This is a genomic window from Mesorhizobium sp. M0119 (genome assembly GCF_040322615.1).
GTDB lineage: Bacteria > Pseudomonadota > Alphaproteobacteria > Rhizobiales > Rhizobiaceae > Mesorhizobium.
In genome coordinates this window covers 15,136-34,949 of the sequence record NZ_JAMYTU010000039.1, presented here as the reverse complement: position 1 = coordinate 34,949, position 19,814 = coordinate 15,136, and the positions used below count along the sequence as shown (strand labels likewise).

18 protein-coding genes and 4 pseudogenes are annotated in these 19,814 nt (G+C 62.0%); 3 read left to right on the top strand and 19 right to left on the bottom strand.

Going from position 1 to position 19,814, the window contains the following annotated elements; all coding sequences use genetic code 11:
- Positions 1-2: 2 nt before the first annotated feature.
- From NKJ40_RS25880 to NKJ40_RS25870, 3 genes and pseudogenes are all read right to left on the bottom strand, one after another.
- Entirely contained in the window at positions 3-245 is a 243-nt protein-coding gene (locus tag NKJ40_RS25880; RefSeq protein WP_352468508.1) for an FMN-binding negative transcriptional regulator, read from the bottom strand.
- Positions 173-346, bottom strand: coding sequence for an FMN-binding negative transcriptional regulator (locus NKJ40_RS25875; protein ID WP_352468507.1), 174 nt, complete (start codon positions 344-346; stop codon positions 173-175). Before NKJ40_RS25875 ends, NKJ40_RS25880 begins: the two co-directional genes overlap by 73 nt.
- An 89-nt stretch (positions 347-435) precedes the next feature.
- Positions 436-1,319, bottom strand: a pseudogene (locus NKJ40_RS25870) (class I tRNA ligase family protein); the annotation flags it as partial.
- Between the two features lie 476 nt (positions 1,320-1,795).
- On the opposite strand from NKJ40_RS25870, the gene NKJ40_RS25865 reads away from it, so the two are divergent.
- Together NKJ40_RS25865 and NKJ40_RS25860 are read left to right on the top strand one after the other, a co-directional pair.
- A complete protein-coding gene (locus tag NKJ40_RS25865; protein ID WP_352468506.1) occupies positions 1,796-3,442 on the top strand; it encodes an MFS transporter in 1,647 nt (548 codons plus the stop codon).
- Between the two features lie 701 nt (positions 3,443-4,143).
- A pseudogene (locus tag NKJ40_RS25860) lies at positions 4,144-4,386 on the top strand (hypothetical protein); the annotation flags it as partial.
- Between the two features lie 198 nt (positions 4,387-4,584).
- On the opposite strand, the gene NKJ40_RS25855 reads toward NKJ40_RS25860, so the two are convergent.
- From NKJ40_RS25855 to NKJ40_RS25790, 14 genes and pseudogenes are all read right to left on the bottom strand, one after another.
- On the bottom strand, positions 4,585-4,764 hold the full coding sequence (locus tag NKJ40_RS25855; RefSeq protein ID WP_352468505.1) for a hypothetical protein: 180 nt from the start codon (positions 4,762-4,764) through the stop codon (positions 4,585-4,587).
- 387 nt (positions 4,765-5,151) lie between these two features.
- A pseudogene (locus NKJ40_RS25850) lies at positions 5,152-5,265 on the bottom strand (SMC-Scp complex subunit ScpB); the annotation flags it as partial.
- Between the two features lie 982 nt (positions 5,266-6,247).
- Positions 6,248-8,218: a relaxase/mobilization nuclease RlxS gene (rlxS, locus tag NKJ40_RS25845; protein ID WP_352468504.1), complete on the bottom strand. Its 1,971-nt coding sequence runs from the start codon at positions 8,216-8,218 to the stop codon at positions 6,248-6,250.
- Positions 8,219-8,411: 193 nt separating this feature from the next.
- Positions 8,412-9,098 (bottom strand): lytic transglycosylase domain-containing protein, encoded by a 687-nt coding sequence (locus NKJ40_RS25840; protein ID WP_352468503.1) that lies wholly within the window; start codon positions 9,096-9,098, stop codon positions 8,412-8,414.
- Positions 9,086-9,634 carry a signal peptidase I gene (gene lepB / locus NKJ40_RS25835; RefSeq protein ID WP_352468502.1) on the bottom strand — a complete coding sequence of 183 codons (549 nt, stop codon included), beginning with the start codon at positions 9,632-9,634 and terminating at the stop codon, positions 9,086-9,088. The genes NKJ40_RS25840 and lepB overlap by 13 nt, the downstream gene beginning before the upstream one ends.
- Positions 9,631-9,900 (bottom strand): helix-turn-helix transcriptional regulator, encoded by a 270-nt coding sequence (locus NKJ40_RS25830; protein ID WP_352468501.1) that lies wholly within the window; start codon positions 9,898-9,900, stop codon positions 9,631-9,633. The genes lepB and NKJ40_RS25830 overlap by 4 nt, the downstream gene beginning before the upstream one ends.
- A 151-nt stretch (positions 9,901-10,051) precedes the next feature.
- The gene (locus NKJ40_RS25825) at positions 10,052-10,375 is read right to left on the bottom strand and encodes a DUF736 domain-containing protein (protein WP_023672372.1); all 324 of its coding nucleotides are present in this window, start codon (positions 10,373-10,375) and stop codon (positions 10,052-10,054) included.
- Positions 10,376-10,921: 546 nt separating this feature from the next.
- Complete coding sequence (locus tag NKJ40_RS25820; protein ID WP_352468500.1) at positions 10,922-12,634, bottom strand: ParB/RepB/Spo0J family partition protein; 1,713 nt, start codon at positions 12,632-12,634, stop codon at positions 10,922-10,924.
- Between the two features lie 89 nt (positions 12,635-12,723).
- Positions 12,724-13,131 (bottom strand): annotated as a pseudogene (locus NKJ40_RS25815) (DUF2958 domain-containing protein); the annotation flags it as partial.
- A 14-nt stretch (positions 13,132-13,145) separates the two neighbouring features.
- Positions 13,146-13,349, bottom strand: a complete 204-nt coding sequence (locus tag NKJ40_RS25810) for a hypothetical protein (RefSeq protein ID WP_352468499.1) — start codon at positions 13,347-13,349, stop codon at positions 13,146-13,148.
- Positions 13,346-14,308: an ArdC family protein gene (locus NKJ40_RS25805; RefSeq protein ID WP_352468498.1), complete on the bottom strand. Its 963-nt coding sequence runs from the start codon at positions 14,306-14,308 to the stop codon at positions 13,346-13,348. The genes NKJ40_RS25810 and NKJ40_RS25805 overlap by 4 nt, the downstream gene beginning before the upstream one ends.
- Before the next feature lie 487 nt (positions 14,309-14,795).
- A complete protein-coding gene (locus tag NKJ40_RS25800; protein WP_352468497.1) occupies positions 14,796-15,116 on the bottom strand; it encodes a sunset domain-containing protein in 321 nt (106 codons plus the stop codon).
- Between the two features lie 58 nt (positions 15,117-15,174).
- Positions 15,175-15,402 (bottom strand): hypothetical protein, encoded by a 228-nt coding sequence (locus tag NKJ40_RS25795; RefSeq protein WP_352453620.1) that lies wholly within the window; start codon positions 15,400-15,402, stop codon positions 15,175-15,177.
- A 135-nt stretch (positions 15,403-15,537) separates the two neighbouring features.
- Positions 15,538-15,789, bottom strand: coding sequence for a helix-turn-helix domain-containing protein (locus tag NKJ40_RS25790; RefSeq protein ID WP_023722035.1), 252 nt, complete (start codon positions 15,787-15,789; stop codon positions 15,538-15,540).
- A gap of 117 nt (positions 15,790-15,906) precedes the next feature.
- Between NKJ40_RS25790 and NKJ40_RS25785 the strand changes: the two genes are divergently transcribed.
- Positions 15,907-16,176, top strand: a complete 270-nt coding sequence (locus tag NKJ40_RS25785) for a DNA -binding domain-containing protein (protein WP_023722036.1) — start codon at positions 15,907-15,909, stop codon at positions 16,174-16,176.
- 95 nt (positions 16,177-16,271) lie between these two features.
- Here NKJ40_RS25785 and NKJ40_RS25780 read toward each other — a convergent pair whose 3' ends face one another.
- Together NKJ40_RS25780 and ubiM are read right to left on the bottom strand one after the other, a co-directional pair.
- Positions 16,272-18,179: a putative bifunctional diguanylate cyclase/phosphodiesterase gene (locus NKJ40_RS25780; protein ID WP_352468496.1), complete on the bottom strand. Its 1,908-nt coding sequence runs from the start codon at positions 18,177-18,179 to the stop codon at positions 16,272-16,274.
- A gap of 261 nt (positions 18,180-18,440) precedes the next feature.
- The gene (gene ubiM, locus NKJ40_RS25775) at positions 18,441-19,622 is read right to left on the bottom strand and encodes a 5-demethoxyubiquinol-8 5-hydroxylase UbiM (RefSeq protein WP_352468515.1); all 1,182 of its coding nucleotides are present in this window, start codon (positions 19,620-19,622) and stop codon (positions 18,441-18,443) included.
- Positions 19,623-19,814: the final 192 nt, after the last annotated feature.

Sequence of the window (19,814 nt, the reverse complement as noted above, 5' to 3'; positions counted from 1 at the left end):
TGCTATTGGGATTTGGCCGCCGCAGCCGCGAGCATCGCTTCTCCCATCCCATTGACGCCTCGGGCATTCAGCATTTCACCAGCGTTCTGAATGTCGCGCACCTCTTTGTTCTGGCTGAGTTTTGATTTACCAATCGGGGTGGTGATCTCGATTTCCAGGGCGACGATCGCCTTCACCATCGTGTCAATGAAGTCCTTCGGCGCGTCGCCCATCTTCCACGGGGCAGGCTGCGAGGCTTCATGCATGTGAGTGAGCTTCGCCACGTTACGGCGCACACATAGCGCTCATCATCCCGGACAGTGATGCGTCCGTGGGCGTGGACGACGAGATAGTTCCACGTCGGCACCTGGTTATGGAATTCATGCTTGCTTGGATACCAGTTCGGCGAGATGTAAGCGTCAGACCGTCGAGCTCGTCCCGGACCGCATGGCGCTACGGCGTCACCTCCAGCCCGGCGAGAAAGTCGTCATTGTCCGTGAGGGTGACCGCCGCCTCTATGGTGAGAATATTGATCGCCGGCAACTTATGGCGCCTGCCGACCTCAAATTCGTTGAAGTCGTGCGCCGGCGTGATCTTGACCGCGCCGCTGCCTTTCTCCGGATCAGAATACTCGTCCGCCACCACCGCGATCCTGCGGCCGACGATCGGCAGAGGATGAGGTTCTTGCCGACAAGATGCCGGAAACGCTCGTCGTCGGGATGCACCGCCGACCGCCATATCGCCCAGCATCGTCTCCGGGCGGGTCGTCGCCACGGTGATGAAGGGTTTTAGGATTTTCCGGATCCAAAACCTCGCCCTCGACGGGGTAGCGGAAATGCCAGAGATTACCGTTGACCTCCTGCTGTTCGACCTCAAGGTCGGAAATCGCAGTCAAGAGCTTCCGTCCCAGTTCACAAGGCGCTTGTCCTTGTAGATCAGGCCTTCCTTGTAGAGGGTGACAAACACTTCGAGCACCGCCCTGGACAGGCCCTCGTCCATGGTGAAACGCTCCCGGCTCCAGTCGGCGGAGGCGCCCAGCCGCTTCAACTGGTTGAGGATCGCGCCGCCGGTCTCGATGAGCTCATCGCGCGTCAGGTCGCGGCGGTGGATCTGCTTCTCCATCAACTGGCGCTCGACCACCATCTGTGTGGCGATCCCGGCATGATCCATGCCCGGCTGCCAAAGGACATTCTTGCCCGCATGCGCTCGAAGCGCACCAGAATGTCCTGCAGCGTGTTGTTGAGCCCATGGCCCATATGCAGCGAGCCGGTGACGTTCGGTGGCGGGATGACGATGGTGAAGGCTTCCGCGCCCTCCTCGGCGCCTGCGCCGGCACGAAACGTCTTTTACAAGCGTATTATGTTTTTTTGCGCATAGACCAACGAGTTGAACGGCGGCCCCATGAATCGCCGATGTGTAGGTCGGGCAAAGGCGCCCACCAGCTCGTACTTGTCAAGACGACGCCACCCTTGATCTTGCACCCGCCTCCGATACCAGCGATGCACTGCGTCGTATGCTCATGCCTGTCAGGATGGGATGGGCGCTGCTAGCACTGTGGCAGTTTGACAACCCGCCCATCGGGGCGGTAGCACCGTCCAAGGCCAAGAGTCGCAGGGCAGACCGCACCCCATCGGGCTGCGCGACCCAGACCAGCTGACGCCCAACTGGCACACTCATCGCGCATCAGCACCGTGGATGCGACATCTACTTTGTTGCGAGCGCGATATCGGAACTTGGTTGTGACGCAGCTGTGCGTAAGCGCACCGCTGTCAGCAAGTGAGTGAGTGAAAGAACTACGTGGTGGAGGTGAGAAGTCATGCGGCGTCAAGATTCCCCGCCCTTTGCGGCAACCACACTGATCCCTCTTCAGAATCCGGTCTTTCGTTCGATCTGGACAGCCACGCAGATATCCAGCCTTGGCTGGCTGGTGCAGAGCGTGGCTATAAGCTGGCTTATGGCAACGATTTCAGCCTCCGATCTGATGGTTGCGCTCGTGCAGGCTGCATCGACACTGCCCGCCTTCTTCTTGTCGATCCTTGCTGGAGCGATTGCAGACAGCTTCAGCCGCCGCGGCGTGATGCTTGCCGGACATTGCCTGATCGCACTGGCATCCACGGCGCTGGCTCTCTCTGTTGGACTGGGCTTTGTCAGTCCATGGCTGATCTTGGGACTGAGTTTCTTGGCGGGATGCGGCTTTGCCTTGAATGATCCAGCCTGGCACGCCTCGGTCGGCGACATCCTGGAAAAGCGCGACATACCCGCTGCAGTGACGCTGATGTCGGTGGGGTACAACGTGGTTCGGAGTATAGGACCGGCGCTGGGCGGTGTAATTTTGGCTTTGCTGGGCCCCCTTACGGCTTTCGCCTTCGCTGCGCTGACCGACCTGGTCCCGTTGAGCGCTGTGCTGCGCTCCAAGTGGCAAGTTCGCTCTTCGCCTCTTCCGCGCGAGCGGATGACGACGGCCATTCATGATGGCATGCGCTTCACGGCAATCTCATCGGAGATCAGAGTGGCGATCGTGCGCGCAACCCTGTTCGGGCTGTCAAGCATCTCGATCCTTGCTCTGCTCCCCCTCGTGGTTCGCGACCAACTGGCGGGGGGGCCAATTGTTTACGGCGTCCTGTTAGCCGGCTTCGGCACAGGCGCCTTCATCGCCGGCATTGGCAATAGCTACTTGCGACGCATCACGTCCCAAAATCGATTGATCACGCTCGCATCCGTTGCTTGCGCAACGTGTTGCCTTTTACTGGCTCTCACATCATCGGTGGCTGTAGCAGCGATCGCGCTTGCAATCGCTGGCGCAGGCTGGGTTGTCACCTGGACCGGAACCGACGTGTGTGTGCAGTTGGCAAGCCCAAGGTGGGTCGTTGGTCGCACCCTGTCGATCTATTACGCCCTGACCTACGGCGGCATGGCAGCGGGCAGCTGGATCTGGGGTGCTGTCGCGCAGTACTATTCCCTGACGTGGGCTTTGGAAGGTGCTGCAGCGGCGCTGTTGCTGGTTGCAGCCGTGGGAAAGCTATTGCCGGTACGGCTATGGGAGGAATCGGATCAAGGGGCCTTCGACTTCAGGCCACCAGAACTGGCCCTCGATTTGAAGCCTAGGAGCGGCCCGATCGTGATCAAGGTGGAGTACTCGATACCCGAGGAGAATATCGAGGAATTTCTGAGCTGCATGCGCGAAAGGCGGCGCGTTCAGAGCCGTGCCGGTGCGCGGGACTGGACTCTCCAGCGCGATCTTCAGAACTCGACTCTTTGGACCGAGACATTCCGCACGCCGACATGGACGGACTATCTTCGTCTAAACCATCGGCTAACGGTGACTGACAGGGAGGTAGGCGAGCGCCTTGCCGCTCTGCAGGTCGGTGATTCTCCTCCTCGTCTCTCACTTTCGATCGAGCGGTCGACAAGCCCCGCCCCCGGCAGCCAAGTCCAGCCTGTGCCCTTTGTATCGCGCCCGTAAGGAAACCAGTAACTTTTCTGGGTTCGGACACGGGAATGGCCGAGACCTACTCCATCTTTCGTCGGGACTTCCCGGATTGCCATACGTTGCGGCCGGTTAGGCGAGCATGAGGATTTGTGTGGCACGTACTCCCACCACGGGCAATGTCCAGCCCCACCGCCTCTGCCATCAGATCGGCTTGGGCACGGGTTCAGGTCGCCTGTCCCCCTGCATCGTGGCGAGCAGCGGCGAGCAAGGGGGCGGAGGGATCTCCCCGGTCTGCACGGAGCGAAGCGGGCAGACGGAGGAATCCGCCATCGGCGGCTTGCAGGGAGAGGGCCGCGCGCCTCTTTCCCTCCCTCACAAAACGTGCCGCCAAGCACGTTCACGTCGGCGCAGCCGTGCCGCAGAGCCGGCCGCAACAAAGAAGGCCTACAAGGCGGAAGCATCGAAATGTCCGCCAGCGGGACCAATTCAGTTCGGTGCTGGAGAAAGCGGTTCAACAGGGCGGCCGTAGGAGCACCAGCATAGCGCCGCCGTCAGGCGCGACGCGGACCGACAGCCCCGAGAAGGGCGCTGATTGATCGATCGAAATTGAATCGGCTCATTTTTATCAGCTGAAATATTCCATGAGTTTTTCACGATGCTTCAGCGCGCGCGTGGATTTGATGCAGCCATCCAGGACTGCTGCATTGCCATAGCAATGGTCACAACCTGCTAGCGGGCTTCTGGAGATGGACGCGACGATCGGTCAGACGCGCTTCTATTGGCTGCCGTCGGCGCCAGACGGTCGCGGAGCTTCAAATCTGATCGGGCTCCCGAGCGAATTGCCGTCCTACGAGCATTCGGGACCGATCCCGGCCTACAGGCACGCCTTACTTCGGGCGGCGGATCAAGTGATCCGTGAGGGGAATGCCACGCCGGCATGGCTCGCCAATGACTTCAATGCCAACTGTCGGCAGTCACATCATAAATTAAGCATAGCTCCGCGACACATATCCAAGGTGGCGCACAATCCTGCGAATTGTCATCGCTGTGACAGCAATCGCCAAACCAAGCAAAGTGGCGAACTCGATTCTGCTCGCGAGACCTGCTGCGGCCCTCATCCTCTCCATTACCGGCGGAGCCTGATCTAAAGCGTCACCCACCCGACGGACAACATCTCACGACGCGCCGAGCAGCTTGGCCAAGAATCCGCACTGGCCGATCTCGCGCTGCGTGCGATCGCCTCCTCGATAGCATTGGAGCAACACCTTCTTGAAATCGGCCTGTGCGGCAATTTTGTCGTAAAGCTCATGGTGGCGACTCCCGCACGCGCGCAGGACAGCCGGCAGATCGCGCATCTTGGCGATCCACCCTGCCATTCGGCCCGTCGTTCTTCTTTATTCCAATGGAGATCGTAATCAGGTCCGGACGGTCACGCAGTGAAGTGTTCTCCCTTCGAGCAGCCACGTCGGCGCCGCTCAGAATCTTCGACGAGCGCGCCAGGACAGCATCGATCTCCGCAAATTCTTGCCAGCAGATCGTCCTCACATCATCATGCCCTTGGCTTCAACCGGGCTGGTGCCCTCCCCTTCCCGGCTTTTTGTCCCGACGCTCGGGTCGCGCCGCCCGGCCCGGTCAAGGCCAAAAAAATCGTCGCGGGTGAGCGCCCACTCCGGCTTCTGCCAAATATTCGCCGGCGGGTTCGCAGCACCGCGGGCGCACGGGTGAGCTCGTGGGTAGGAGTGCGGATGGAAGTAGGCGATGCACATCGTCACCAGCACCTCAGATTGTGTGAGGTCCACGGCTCGCTCGTTTCCGCCGACGGCGGCGCGGATGGCGTCGGTATACGCAGGGCGGGTCCGTCGCCTTGGCCTCAGTTTCGGGGCAATGGCAAGCCCCGGTCCGCGCGGCGCCGAGTTGGGCGGAAAGATCGACGGCGCGCAACGCGGGGCTCCTACGCGACGAGCAGTTTTTCCCCCGGTCTGACCCGGCCTCGACTCCAGATGCCGCAATGACCGTCGCGGCCCGGCGCGATTGATCGGGTCTCATGCCCAAAGCTGCCTCGGTGCCCAGTAGCGGCACCGCATTGCCCCTCCCAGGCGCTGCGCCAGTAAAGCGTCGGCGAGCCAGCATCCGACGGTGCGTTCGAAGCGATCTCATTCGGCGGCCATGATCGCGCCGGTCACCATGCCGCAGCGGAAAGCTGCCGAGCTCGTCTGGCCAGGTCGCTGACCGCCTCGTCGTCGCGGGCGACGACCGAAATCTTCCCCACCGCAGCGAGGTTTCTCCCGTTAGAAGATCCTCAGCGGGATGGGCTGCCAGTTCACGCCCGGTCAACAGCATCCGGCCCGCGGGGTCGACCTTGTCTCCCGGTCGTGTGAGCAGAAGAACATCGCGAAGTGCGGCTTCATCCTCGACGCCGCGAGCCTGCTTCGCCGTACCACGGCCGCCGAAAGCCCTAGGCGCTGTCACCAGGCGCCAGCCCACCTCTCTAGCTGGCGGACCATCTCATCGAGCGCGCCGATGGCCGCACCGTCAGTGATTGCAATGTCCTCAATGCGCCGCAACTGTTTGGGTCGGGGGCAGCCCTGCGCAACCAGGCCGGCACCGCCGCGTCGGCGCGGCTTCCGTGGCACCGGGAAGAGTGTGGCGCAGGAGGGTTTTGGCTCAGAATCATGGAACACGATGAATCATCGCGGCGCTTTTTGTAGAGCGAACGATAAGTCTTGCACGACCAGCCATTTATCCCTCGCGAGATCAATGCCGCGGGCAATTAGCAGGCGAACTCCGTCCGGACTGAGTACCTGTTTCAACGCGGGCAAAAGAAGTTGTGTAGCCATGTCACGAAATGCTTGGTCCGCTTCTCTGCCGGCCGATGGTCCATGAAATCCCCTCTGCACGCACGACGCCGGAAACCTCCTTGCCGATATGATGCTCAAGCACCGGCCGCCATGGCACCAGCGTGAACTCGCGCGATTTCTCGATGACAGCGTATTTTCCGCCGGCGAGCTCGACGGAGCGGCGGAGCGTGCCTTCTATTCGATCTCCACTCTGGGCTTCAGAATAGGGCAGACCGAGTTCGTTCGACAACTGGCCGGCCACGCGGTTCAACTCGCGTTGGCGCAGCATCGAAAGCATGTTCGCGCGATAGATGACCCGATCCTGGGCTTCATGCGCGAGACCTTGCGCGATCAGCCACTGCTGTCGACGGGCCTGGACCTGACGTACTTCGCGACCGAAGCCAGAGTCGCGCAAGGGCTCAGGATGAGCTGATACGAGCTCCTGGTCGATCCAGGTGGCGCCGTCGAAGCTGACTTGGCTCTCCAGCAGCATTGATGAGAGCTTGTCGACGACAACAGGCTCGGCCCTCGCTCGCTGACGCTCGTAGCCCGCGACGCGGTCGAGATGGTCCGGCGCGATAGTCCATGTGCCGTCCGGCTCGCGCTCGACACCACCGGTCGCCCGGCGGATCGCCTCCAGTCGCCGCACGTGCGTTTCGGCAAAGCGTTCGGTGGCCGACGGGTCATGCTTGAGATGGATATCGATGCTGTAGCGCCCGTCATGGGCTGTGGCGATCTCGGCAATTGTGCGGTCGATTTGCCTTGGCCCGGTGTCTCTCGGCGTGACCCGCACTATGCAGCCCTCTGGCGTTGGTTCGGTGGCCTCGCCTTTGCCGATATCAACATAGTGGCTTTTGCCGTCCACGCCGTCGACGACGAGGTAATGGCGGTCAGTGATTTCGTCGGTCAGGCCGCGCGCAACGATGCGGCCGACGACAGGCGGCATCTGCTCTGCAGATCGATCATGGACAACATAGTCGGCGGCACTGCGGGCGAGCCCCTTGCCGGTCAGTTCCCGGTGCATTGTCTTGATGATGTCGCCCCGCTCGCCGATGCGGCGCAGCGTCGCTTCAAGCTCGCCATCAAGGCGCCAGCGGCCCGAGCCGACTTCCTCAGCCAGACCCATCCGCTCGAGCTTGCGCAGGCGCCCCTGGTGCAGCGTCTGGCGAAACGTGTCTCGGCTGGCCGGTGAGACATGCCCCTCATGGTCGCGTATGCGGAGCAGCTGCCGATCGATGCTGGTGAAGCGTTCCCGCTCCATTTCCTGGCGCAGGCGTTGCTCGATCTCCCGGTCCGTTCTCGGGCCAAGGTCGAGGCTGACCAGCTCGGCCGCCCGTTCACGGATTCCAGACGAGATGTAGTCTCGCGCGATGACAAGATTTTCGCCGCGGTCGTCCCTGCCGCGGACGATAATATGGGTATGCTGATGACCAGTGTTGAAATGATCGACGGCCACCCAGTCGAGCTTGGTGCCGAGGTCTTCTTCCATCTGCGCCATGAGGCGCCGCGTGAGCGGCTTCAGGTCATCATACTCGATGCCGTCTTCAGGGGCGACGATGAAGCGAAACTGATGCCGGTCGCCATCGGCACGATCGATGAAGGCCTTGCCATCGACGCGGTCGCTGTCGGCGCTATAGAGCTCGCCAGGCTGGCCTTCGCGGGTCACGCCGTCGCGCTGGAGGTAGCGAAGGTGTGCACGTGCCCCGTCAACACCCTTGCCGGCCAGCTTGACGATACGGGCCTTGACGACGGCGCGCCGCTGCCGAAACGCCGCGTGGGGGTCGCGCGCTCTGAGAACGGCGGCAGCAGCCCCGCCGCGCCCCGCCCGGCTTCCGATGAAGCGGCCACGGCGACCGCTGCCGCCGCCGGCTCGGTTGATCGCGGCGCGGATCTGGCCGGCGAAACGCTTGCCTGCCTTCGAGCCGCGCGATCCGATTTTGCCCAGGCTCGGCTTGAACTCTTCATCCTGCATTGAGCCTCCTAGTAATCTTAAGCAATATCATATGGTTGTCGGCAGCAGCTCTCCTGACGCTGAAGGCAGCCTCCGTGGAAAACGATGTGCAGACAAAGACTTCGCCGCCTCCAGGAGGCGATGCCTTTATCTTGCCTTCCGCGGACCTGCCTCCCTGCATCCCTGCCCCGCCCGACCCACGGTACCCCTGCCCTCACCTGCGATCCGGCCGGCCTGACCTTGCTCGCTCCGATCCGAGCGGCACCACAATTTGGCCATTCGGATCGGTCGCGGAAACACCGTTTCGCAGGAAAAACAGCGACTGCCCGGACGGGATTTCCGGCGCTTTTCCGGAACGGGATTTGCCGGTGAACGCGTCCATGTCGGCGGCCGAGATCCCCGCAGCCTTGACCTCTTCCAGATACGAAACCGTCTCGCTGGGCAGCGGTCGCCCACGCTGCAAATGCTGTTCGTAGCGGTCCGGCCCAGCGTTATAGGCGGCAAACAGGCCGGGAAAGCCGAAGCGGTCATACATGGCGCGCAGATAGGCAGTGCCTGCCAGAATGTTGTCGCGAGGGTCGTGCGGATCGGCCCCCAGGCCAAGCTCTGCGCGCATCTCCTCATAGGTGCCGGGCATCACCTGCATGAGGCCAATGGCGCCGGCGTGTGACGCGATCGGCCGTCCGTCCAGCATTGTCTGCCCCCGGCTTTCGGCATCCATGACGGCATAAATCCAGGGCTGTGGAATGCTGAAACGCCGGCTTGCTTCGGCTACCAAGGGCTGCCATCTTGCCAGCTGCGGACCACGGGAGATGGCGGCCGGCTGAGCGTCGGTCGCGGCGGAACAGGCGCATGGCGCTATCGCGACCATGCCGAGCATCAGGAGGGTTACTCGGTCCATAGCGGCACGAGCCTCCCGGCAATATTTTCGGCCGGCACCGGCCCGAAATAGCGGCTGTCGAAGGAGTGATTTCTATCGTTGCCGAGCAGGAAAAACTCGTCGGCGGCGAGCTTGCGGCAGGCATTCCACCAAGGCAGCGGACGGTGCTGCGTGTCGGTTGCCAGCCGGCGCGCGACGATCTCGCCGCCGATGATGATGGCGTCGCCGAAGGCGCAGACATGCTCGCCAGGCAGCGCGGCAAGGCGCTTGACCAGCGGCACATTGCTGGGCAGATAGAAGCGTTCGGCGGCGAGATCGGCGACCGGTTTTGGCGGGCGGACGAGCACCAGATCGCCACGAGCCGGTGATCCGGACGCGACGCGATAGAGGCCGACCGGCGCACTGGCCGAGGCGTTCCAGACCAGCCAGGGCGATGGGTTGTCGAAAGCGGCGAAGCCGATCAGGCCGAGGCCTATTGTGGCCACGGCGATCGTCTTGCGCGCCCGAATGCGCCGCAGATGGCTGCCGATCAGACGGATAGTGGGACGCCGGCTCATGAGCGGCCTCCCGCACCGGCCGAGCCGGAATCGTGGCCGCCATCCTCGGGCCTGGTCTCCTGCGCGCGCCCTTTCGACCAGTCGTCGAGCTCGTCGATGTGATACCGAACATAGCGGCCGTGCTTGCGGAATTGCGGGCCACCGCCTTTGAGCCGCATCTTCTCCAGCGTGCGCTGGGACAGCCCGATATAGAAGGCGGCCTGCGCGGTGTTGAGAAACGGACTGCCCTTCTTGGCACGGGCCGCGCGTTCGTTTTCGTCGTCCATGATGATCCTCGTTTCGCTACGGACAAGCGAAGGCGAGGATCGGCGAGCGAGATCGTTTTGGGGACGGGCGAAGAGTGGGGGGCGAGTTTTCGCCGCCCCTTCTTGAGAAGAGCCCCGCGCCGGTTTCGGCGCGGGGCGCGAGGCTGGCGGTTCAGTCGACGGGGTTCCAGATGATGGCGTATGTGTCGTCGTCATCCTGGCCGGCGGCGCGGCCGAGATTGGCGTAGAGCTTGCGCGGACCGAACTCCGGGGCGGCAATCGACAGGCTCACATAGTCCTTGCCGGAGGTCTCGCCGGTGCGGATCCAGCCGGCCCCTACTTCGACCCCTTGCGTCAGCACCCGGAAGTCGGGATGGGTGTCGGCGCTCTTTGCCTGATTGGGCACGATGTCGATGTCGGCGCGCACGCTGAGCGTCTTGAGCTGGCCCTTGTAGCCGCCGTTTTCCTGTTTGGTGACGTATCCGATCGCGGTCATTTTTAGTCTCCTTTTGGTGCTCGCCGGGGACCATTCCCCTGCGATGGCGGACCGTGATGGTCGCGTCCGGACCGCCGGAACCGGGACGGCCGCAGCGATAGCGGAGGACCCGAGCGGACAGCTTTTTTGAAGCGAAGCGGCGCGAGGAAGCCGCCGCAGGCGGCGGGGAAAAAAGCTGCTGGCGAGGGTTTCGGGCGGGCCGGATCCGCCCATAGGTCGTCAAGCCAGCCGCAGGGGAATGGTCCTGAGACACCATGGAGACAGGTGGCGCGATCGGCGGCACAACGAGCAGGCGGCATTACAGGGCGCCGGCTGCGCGGGCTCTGTCGGCAACCCGATCGGACAATTGGCCCCATGCGCCTGGGCGCCTCGGCAAGCAACCCGGCGCGGTGCAGGGCTGCCCAAATGGGGGCGAGTTGGCGTCGGGATTTCTCGCGCGCGGCACTGGCTCGACAAGACGACCAATCGGCAGCCGGCGCGGCCCGGAGCGGCGCGCGCGACCTGAGCAGCGGTACTCGAGAGAACCGCCGCTCGGGCCCTGATCGACTATTCGCGCGCGAACAGCGGCTGCACTTGTGCCCACTGATCGGCGGTGCGGAAACCGCCGCGACTGGTGTAGCTTTCGGCGGGGAATTTCATCCAGCGCGGCAGCCAGGTCTCGACCTTCTGGCGGCCATTCTCGCCCGCCAGGAAGTCGCGGATGATCTTCTTTTGCGTCTTGACCTTCTCGGCGACATTGCCATCCGCGACCAGCTTGCCGCCGACGTCGGCCAGCATCGAATTGGCGATTTCCTTGTCGCGCAAGAGGTCGAAGAAGGCATCGTCCGGTTGCCACCATGTGCCCATATCGACGTTCAGATGGTTGCCGAGCGCCTCGATGACGGCGCTGCCGGCTGCAAGCGTCTCGGCCATGACAAGGGTGAGAACGCGCATGACATGGTCGTCGCAGAGCGCCAAGAGGCGCGCGAACACGCCGGCGATAGCAAAGGCGTCGCCATTGCTGCCGGCGACCACGCCATCCTCATCCGGTGATCCGAGCAGGGCCAACACTTCGCGCCGTTTTTTGCCGAATGCAGCTTCGGCCTTGCAGCCGGCAAGGCTGGCAGTCACCGTCTCGTTGGCCGCGCGCTGTGGCTCACGGCGCACCAGCCACAAGCCGGAACCGGTGATGGCGTGCGCCACCACGAGTCGCAGCGCCACGGCGGGATGGTCGAGCATGGCCGCGCGCACGGCCGCATGGCGATGCAGATCGACATAGTTCTGCATCGGGCCGGTGAGTTCGGGGCGCGGCGGCTTGGCGGCTGTTTCTTCTTGCTCGCCGCCCTCGCGGGCGCGGCGCGCTTCCTTGCGTGACAGCCAGCCCTCGTGACACTCGACCTCGCCGCGATGCGAGACAGTGATGACGACCTTGCCGCCCTTCTTCTTCGGGGTCTTCTCGTGGTCCCATGCGTGGAAATACTGGCCCGGCTCCAGCAGCACCACCTCGCTCCAGCCGTCGTTGAGATAGGTGTCGCGTCTGGCGGCAATCGCTTCGTTCTGCTTTTGCCAGAACAGGTCGGCATCGGCGAAATAGCTGTCCTCGCCGAACAGGTCCGAGGTGATCAGGCCGGGATATTCGTCGATGGCAAACAGCGCCACCTTGGTGGAAATCGACTGGCCGCCGAACAGCCATTGCTTCAATTGAAAGCCACGCGGCGCGTATTGATCGGGATCGGCACAGAGTGCCAGCCAGTCCTTCTGCTGCGCCTTGGACGCCATGGTGAGATGGCGCACCGTCTCGGCGTCGATCTCCTCGCGGCGATAGGCTTCGCGGATTTTGGGCAAGAGGTCGCCAAGCGCCAGAATGCGTTTGACCTTCAGGTCAGTGATGCCGAAGGTCGCAGCGATGTCTGGAACGGTGCGGCCTTGCCTGACGAGCCGCGAAAACGTCTCCCATTGCGAGACTTCGTCAGGATCGAGGCGGGCGAGGTTTTCGATCAGCGAGGCTTCCAGCGCATCGGCGTCGTCACCGTCCTCCATGATGGCGCAGGGCAAGGGATCGCCTTCGCCGCGCTCGTCGGCAAGCGATTTCGCGGCGAAATAGCGCCGCCTGCCGGCAACGATCTCGAAGGTTTCCGGCTGGCCGTTGGGCCGCACAAGGAGAGGCACCAGCACGCCGCGCGCACGCACTGACGGCAGGATGTCGGATATGTCGGGCGCGCGTTTTCCATGGCGCATGTTGAGCGCGGAAGTATTGAGCTGATCGTGGGCAAGCTGCATGGTTACTCTCTTTCGCTTTGGTTGAGGTTGTCCCGCCGCCCAGGCCGAAGGCCCGCGCGGCGGGCCCGTTTTTTCGCCAATCGGCGCTGCTGTTCCGCCGTGTCGGGCGGAAGCTCGGAATGGGGCTTTGAAAGGGCGTCTGCTGCCTGCCGCAGAAGTCGCTCGGCCTCGGTGATGTGGCCGCACATGCGGGCGGCTTCGGCATAGACGGAGAGCGTAAAGCGCGCCTGGAAATGCAGGTCGCGCTCTATGCCGAGGCCAAGCGGACCTTTTACGGATGCAAGCTCGGCCAGACTGACGCTGCCGAGTTCGGGGAAGCCGAAGCCGAGATCGCAAAGGCCGAACAGCGTGTCGCCATCGGCGTCGAGTTCGCTCAAAAGCCACGTCGCGGCACCTGTCGGATTAAACAGTTTCACAACGGGAAAATGGTCAATGTCGGCGTCGGCGGCGCCATTGGCGAGCAGTCGTGCGCGCAGTGGATCGGTGATCAGGATCATGGAAAGACTCCTTGTCAGAACAGGTCGAGTTGATTTCTGCTGGCTTCATCGAAGAGGCCGATATCGAGCGGCTTTTGCGCCGCGCGCGGACACATCGGCGCGTCCATCAGGAGGGTGATCCGATCGCGCGTGGTGATCGGCCGGACGCCGGGAATGAGCATCTGCTCGCCTTGCGGCGTCGGCTCGGTCGCGGTCAGTTGCGGATCGAGCATCGTCATGCCGCAATCCCTTCCTGCGCCTCGCCTTCGGCATCGGCCTGAAGGCCAAGCAGGAAATCGGCGGCCTTGGAGGCAAGACTGGCGGCACGGAAGATGGCGCGGTTGTCCTCGCGCAGCACCTTCAGCCATGAGCCGATGTAATCGGCATGACGCACGGTCGGCTCGATACCGAGATTGCTGCAGACGAAGGCGGCAGTGATTTCGGCGACCAATTCTTCACGCGCGTAAGCCTTGGAGCCGAACGAGCCGGAGAGGTCGCGAGCAAGCCGCGTCGGGTGGCCGGTCCAGTGGCCAAGCTCGTGAAAGCAGGTCCGGTAATAGTCGATCTGGTGATGGAACGCCGGCTGCGGCGGCACCTGAATGTGGTCGCTGCCCGGCATGTAGAAAGCGCGATCGCCGCCGACCCTGAAATCCGCACCGCTGGCGCGAATGAGCGTCTCGGCCTGCGGCACGATCTCGCACTGAGGCAGCGGCTCGGCGGCGGCATAGAGGTCTTCCGGAAGATTATCGCACTGCGCGACATTGAAGACGGTGAAGCGCTTCAAAAAAGGCACGGCCTGTGGTTCATCGCCCTCGTGGCGTGCGCGCTCCTTCTCGTCCTTGGGGACAAAGCGGTCGGCATGCACGATGGTCGTGCCGCGCTCGCCCTTCCTGACGTTGCCGCCAAGGACGAGCGCCTGCCGGAAGGTGAGCCAGTTCTGGCTGGGATAGCTGCGCTCGATCACCGCGCCCCACAGGATAAGGATATTGATGCCGGAATAGGTGCGGCCAGAGGATGCATTCCTCGGCAGGCCAAGGCCTGCCCTTGCGCTGCCCCATGGCTTGACCCACGGCACGGTGCCGCGCTCCAGCTCGGCAATGATGCGGTCGGTGATCTCCTGATAAAGGCTGGCGCCGGGGCGCCCGCCCTTGCCTGCGCCAGCCTCTGTGCTGGCACAACGCTTGCTGTTTGCATGCATCGTCTCATCCTTCGCTCGCCAATCGCCGCGCCTTTCCCCGGAAGCGGGATGGGCGGCGAGTCGCGACCGGAAAGGCCCGCCGTGGTAGGCGGACCGCATCCGAAGGACCGGAACGAAGAGGAGGACCCTGAGCGGCACGCGAAGGGTTGCGGGCTGCCGCGGCGGGCCTAGAAGGGAGTGCCGCCCACCCCGCGCCACCGGGAAAGGCCAACAGACAAACCGCGCCGCCCGCAAGGGCGGCGGCCGTCACAGCCCGAAGGGCTGCCCACGCCAAGGGGCGAAGCCGAATGGCCGAGACCGCCTGAGCTTGCCGAAGAAAAGCGGGCTCGGTTCACGAGCACCTGGTGCGCGTCGTCAGGCGCGCGGGCGCCCGCCAGGACGGCAGGCTGGACAGATTTTTCGAACGGATCGCGATAAATACTTCAAATGAATGCTGCACCGAAAACATGTGCAATGCAGCATTTTCGCAAGCATTTACCACGGACGCTCAGACCCGAGACTTCCGCCACCCAGCCTTGCGCGCGGCTTCCTCCGAACAAAACCAGCGCTCGCCTTTCAACAGGTTGATGCGCGTCTCCCAGTAATATTCCTGTCCGGGAACATGATAGATGCGCTCGCCCGTGTTGTAGCTGATATTGGCTTTGATGTTGCAGCCGAGAGCGGCAGGGCCGATTTCGAAGGCAAGAAAGCCAGCCAGGATTGTTCCACCAGCAACGATCTTTGCCCACAACGGAACGTCCTTCGAACGATGGCGCTCGCCATACCTGCGACGGTTGTACCGATTGTCTTGATAGCGATGGTTGCCCACGCCCCTTCTCCCCGAAGAGAGAATGCGACGTTTGCAGCCTGGAGTCTATAAGTCTGGTCTAATTCACCGGTCCTGTTCCGAACCATTGAATGAACGGCGCATCCTTACCGGTGATATCCTTCACCGTCTTCAACAGCGCTTCATGGGTGCGTTGGAGAGCCCGGTAATGGTTGCTGGTAGGTGATAGAAGCGGCTGGACGATGCTCTGGTGCAGCCGTTCCGCCTCCGCGAGAAAGCGCTCGATTTCAGCCTGTGAAAGCTGCTTGGAAAGTTTGGTCCTAGCCATTGCGATCTCCGTTGAGGAATCGCCCCACCTAGGATTATCATCCTATATCGGCATGGCTTGGTAAAGACCCACCCGCAGCGGAATGGCAGCTTGCCGAAGAAAAGCACGCTCGGTTCACGGTACCGGCGCGAGCCGTTAGACGCGCAGGCGCCCGTTAGCCCGCAGGCTGGACAGAATCTCGCACGGATCAGCGTCAAGCGCCGCAGTTAAGTCGAGAAACTCGATGACGTCGAGACGCCGCTCTCCACCTTCGTACTTGGCCACGAAGGATTGGGGACGATCAAGCTTCTCGGCCACCTGCGCCTGAGTCAGGCCTTTGGCCTTGCGCAGGGAAACCAGCTGGGCCAGAAACCGCTGGTGGCGGGGCGAGCGAAGAGATTTGGGCATGTAGGCGAACCGGTCGGGTAAAGACCGGATCAGCGACTAATCCCGGTTTCGGATTATCCCATTTTGGGATATGCTGCGGGCGCTCAACAGCCGAGGTTCGCAGGCATGAATCGATCAATGGGAACAGATGAGACTCGAAACTCAACTCTGTGCGACGAAGTCCCCTGGTCGGAGAACCTCACGAGCTACGACAGGGAGCATTTCACGATCTACCTGCGGATCCTGGATGCCTGCGCCGACAATGCCAGCGAAGAGGAGATGGCTGATCTCATTCTCGGCATCGACCCGGCCCTTGAACCGGTCCGCGCCCGCAAGGCTCTTCGCAGCCATATCGACCGGGCGAACTGGATGGTGACGACTGGCTACAAGGAACTGTTCGCCGGCTGACGCACAGCACGGACTGTCATGCTCTTCAAACAAGGAAGTTCAGATACCCGCCATTCATGAGCGCACGGCCGCGAGAGACAGCGCGGCTGGAGCGGTCACAACTGGTTCGCGTGCTGTTTGACTGCCATTTCCAGTGCTTGGCTCAGAGGCACAGCCTTGGAGAACAGGAAGCCTTGAGCGGTTCGGCAGCCAAGCTTGTGCAGGGTTTGCCGATCCGCCTCTGTTTCGACGCCCTCGGCCATGACCTCGATCCCGAGCATGTTACCGAGATCGATGACCGATTTGACAAGCAGTCGGTCGTCTCGGGATTTGGCCAAGCCGCGAATGAAGCCCTGGTCTATTTTCACCTTGCGTATCCGACTGTCCTTGAGCGATGCCAACGTGGAAAAGCCGGTGCCGAAGTCATCGAGCGCGATGGAAATGCCGGCATGTGAAAGCCGTCCGAGCTTTTCATCCACTCTGTCCGGGTCCACCGGGGATTCTTCGGTAATCTCGATCTCGAACATTGTTGCAGGCAGACCTCTTGCCGCCAGACCATCCAGAACCATGTCGTCGATATCGCCGGCTTCCAGTTCGCGCGGTGAAACATTCATCGCCACACGGAGATCACGACAGTCAGCTTTCACCAAGCCGTCGATAAAAGCACAACAGTCGGCGAATACGGTTTGCGTCAGCAGCTGAAGCATACCGGTTTCGCGTGCAGCTGTGATGATTTCGGGTGGAGAGATGGCACCATGAGTCGGATGGGACCACCTCAGCAAGGCTTCAAAACCGACCACGGCCTCGGTGTCGAGTTTCACGATCGGCTGGAACCAAGGTTGCAAGCTTCTCGTCTTTATCGCCGAATGAAGGTCCCGTTCGACGGACTGGCGGCGTTGCAGTTCCCTGTCGAGTTCGGCATCGAACAGGCAAAATTCGTTCCTGCCACGACGCTTGGCCGTATAAAGGGCGATATCCGCCCGCAACAACATTTCGGTCAGGCCCGGCGTCTGCGCCAAGTATATTCCTATCGATGCCCCGACACGGACGGACGCGACCTCGATATAGGGGCGGGCAATTTTGGCTATGATATTGGAGGCGAGATCACTGGCAGAAAGCGAAACCCTCGTTGAGGGAAAAAACAGCACGAATTCATCGCCGCCGATACGAGCGAGCGTTGAGCCTTCCGGTGCTTCCTCCTCTATGCGGCGGGCGATCCTGACAAGCAGTTCATCACCGGTCCTGTGACCGTAGGTATCGTTGACGGATTTGAACCCGTCCAGATCAATCAGCATTGCCACGAAGGGGCCATCCGCGGTCTCGAACCGTCCGATAGCGTGTTCGAGGCCACGCCTGTTGAGAAGGGCCGTCAGGTGGTCCTGCCTGGAACTGGCCTTCATCTCCGCCGCAAGCCGCTCGGCCTCATGCCTCAGGCGGCTCGCTTCGCGGAACCGTGCTTGCCCAACAAACGAAGCTCGAACCAAGCCGCCCATGAAGAGCAGAACGGTAAAAGCCAGAATGTAGTCTTCAAAATTGCCTTTCGCCAAAAGGCAACCCACCGTGATGAGGAGCGGAGGTGTGATGAAGTTGGTCGCCGCCGCGGCATACGAACTGCCGTATGTAACCGCACCAGCGGAAATGCCCGCCAGAATGACCAGATGCAGCGGTGCTTGAGGTGTCGTGTATCCAACAGTCAGGACGGCCAGGAAGGACCAGGCAAACCCTGCCAGAAGAGCAAGGATGCCAAACCAGCGAAGCCGCGGCAAAACCCCCACTAAACCGTCATGGCGCCCCGTTTCCTTTAGCTGATAACGCGCGAGTGCAAGGCGGGCGGCATTTATCGCATTGACGACCAGGAACCAGATTGCAGCGGCAAAGCCGCTGCCAGAAAGGGCGTGCACCGCCCAAATCAGGCCTGACAGGATACCGCTTATCGGCATCGACACGAAGAGGCCGGTCCTCAGGTCAGCAAGCTGATCCTGACGGATTTTGGCCTCCAGCGTATCTACTTTCTTCGGGGCCATGGACGGACCAGCTTGCTCCCATCGTTGTTCGCGAGGACAAGCTTACGCAGGCCCACTGAAGGACGGGTTAACTATCCAGCGGGGGTAACCAGTGCGCTCACCATGGCTTCGGGTCGCAGGTCTGCTCTGAGGATTGCCGGCTGATCATCAAGGTCTCGTCCGCGCGCGTTCTTGATCCGAATCATGCCAGGATCGGCAACGTCAGAGACAAAAGGAAGCCGGGCCGAGATAGCGTTCCAGAGCGGCAGCGCTGCCTGCGATTCACCGCCTGAGCATGGCCGAAATGCCATGGCGGATAAAGGGAAGATATTGGGCAAAGCGAAGCCCCGCATGTCTTGCAAGCCGTGCCGTCGGGTGCTCGCCTGAGTAGAGAGCGACAAGTACATTCGTAGCATGATAGAGCGGTGCCGCCGACAGACGCAGCCGGCTTTCGTATCTGCCGAGCATGTCAGGATCAGCAATGTCGCGGCGCTCACGACATGCCGCCAGGATTCCATCGGCGAGTTGCTTCTGGCCGCTGAGGCCGATGTTGAAGCCATGCGCGGTCACCGGGTGCATGCCGAGGGCAGCATCGCCGATCAGTGCCGCACTCGGAGCCCAGAACTTGTGCGCCCAGGTCGCGACCAGCGGATAGGCATGGCGGGTGCTTGCCAAGGTCATCTCTCCGAGGCGTCCTCGACAACGGTTCGTCAATTCCATCAGGAACAAATCGTCGTCGAGAGCAAGCAGTCTGTCGGCCTCGTTTGAGCGCAACGTGAGAAGCAGCGACGACACGCCTTCCATGAGCGGCAACATCGCTATCGTCTGATAGTGATCGAACCATTCGACCGCGATCTGGTGATGGGCGCGCTCGTGCCTCACCCGGCAAATCAGCATGGAGTTGCCAAGCCGATTGATGTCGGCCCCAATGCCGAGCAGGTCGCGCGTCGCGGACAGACGCGAATCCGCTGCAACGAGCAGCCGAGCGGCCAATTGCCTGCCATCACAGAGCCTTATGACTGCTTCTTTGTGGCTGGTTGTTGCATTGACGACCGAGCGGCCGCACAGCAGCTGGGCATGATCCTGGAAGTGGACAAGCTTGAACAGGGCGTCGCGGATCCGAAAATTTGGGACCAGAATTCCGAGTGGTTCCCCAGATCCGCTGGGAGAATCGAAGCTCAGGGCGAAAGGGCTCGATCCGTTGAGCACGCGCGCGCCTTGAAGTGGTGATTTGTCCGAAGCGGGGATGGCATCCCAGGCGCCGAGCTCGCGAAGGATTCCAACCGATGCGTGGGTCAGCGCGATCTCGCGACCGTCGAAAGCCGGATTCGCCAGGCTTTCGAGCGACTGCCGTTCAACCACTGCCACCTTGAGTCGGCTCTGGGCAAGCGACGCGGCGAAGGAAAGTCCGACCGGCCCGGCTCCGACCACAATAACGTCGAATCTATCGACAGAGCCGGCCATCAGCGTGCCGCCATTGCATCGGCTATCTGCGACGAAGGGCACTGGAACGCATCGCAATCGATCCACGGTTTGCGGCTCATCTCCCCAAGCGTCTCCACGCGACCTAACCGTCCGTTAGACATCCGTTCTCCGTTCAAAAATGCTCAATGAAACCATGCCTATGAAGAGATAACCCTGATGTGGATCAACCAG

Excerpts from the sequence above, each read along its gene's own strand:
- NKJ40_RS25880 (WP_352468508.1), bottom strand. The coding sequence starts at position 245 with ATGCATGAAGCCTCGCAGCCTGCCCCGTGGAAGATGGGCGACGCGCCG.
- NKJ40_RS25865 (WP_352468506.1), top strand. The coding sequence starts at position 1,796 with ATGCGGCGTCAAGATTCCCCGCCCTTTGCGGCAACCACACTGATCCCT.
- NKJ40_RS25855 (WP_352468505.1), bottom strand. The coding sequence starts at position 4,764 with ATGCGCGATCTGCCGGCTGTCCTGCGCGCGTGCGGGAGTCGCCACCAT.
- rlxS (WP_352468504.1), bottom strand. The coding sequence starts at position 8,218 with ATGCAGGATGAAGAGTTCAAGCCGAGCCTGGGCAAAATCGGATCGCGC.
- NKJ40_RS25840 (WP_352468503.1), bottom strand. The coding sequence starts at position 9,098 with ATGGACCGAGTAACCCTCCTGATGCTCGGCATGGTCGCGATAGCGCCA.
- lepB (WP_352468502.1), bottom strand. The coding sequence starts at position 9,634 with ATGAGCCGGCGTCCCACTATCCGTCTGATCGGCAGCCATCTGCGGCGC.
- NKJ40_RS25830 (WP_352468501.1), bottom strand. The coding sequence starts at position 9,900 with ATGGACGACGAAAACGAACGCGCGGCCCGTGCCAAGAAGGGCAGTCCG.
- NKJ40_RS25825 (WP_023672372.1), bottom strand. The coding sequence starts at position 10,375 with ATGACCGCGATCGGATACGTCACCAAACAGGAAAACGGCGGCTACAAG.
- NKJ40_RS25820 (WP_352468500.1), bottom strand. The coding sequence starts at position 12,634 with ATGCAGCTTGCCCACGATCAGCTCAATACTTCCGCGCTCAACATGCGC.
- NKJ40_RS25810 (WP_352468499.1), bottom strand. The coding sequence starts at position 13,349 with ATGACGATGCTCGATCCGCAACTGACCGCGACCGAGCCGACGCCGCAA.
- NKJ40_RS25805 (WP_352468498.1), bottom strand. The coding sequence starts at position 14,308 with ATGCATGCAAACAGCAAGCGTTGTGCCAGCACAGAGGCTGGCGCAGGC.
- NKJ40_RS25795 (WP_352453620.1), bottom strand. The coding sequence starts at position 15,402 with ATGGCTAGGACCAAACTTTCCAAGCAGCTTTCACAGGCTGAAATCGAG.
- NKJ40_RS25790 (WP_023722035.1), bottom strand. The coding sequence starts at position 15,789 with ATGCCCAAATCTCTTCGCTCGCCCCGCCACCAGCGGTTTCTGGCCCAG.
- NKJ40_RS25785 (WP_023722036.1), top strand. The coding sequence starts at position 15,907 with ATGGGAACAGATGAGACTCGAAACTCAACTCTGTGCGACGAAGTCCCC.
- NKJ40_RS25780 (WP_352468496.1), bottom strand. The coding sequence starts at position 18,179 with ATGGCCCCGAAGAAAGTAGATACGCTGGAGGCCAAAATCCGTCAGGAT.
- ubiM (WP_352468515.1), bottom strand. The coding sequence starts at position 19,622 with ATGGCCGGCTCTGTCGATAGATTCGACGTTATTGTGGTCGGAGCCGGG.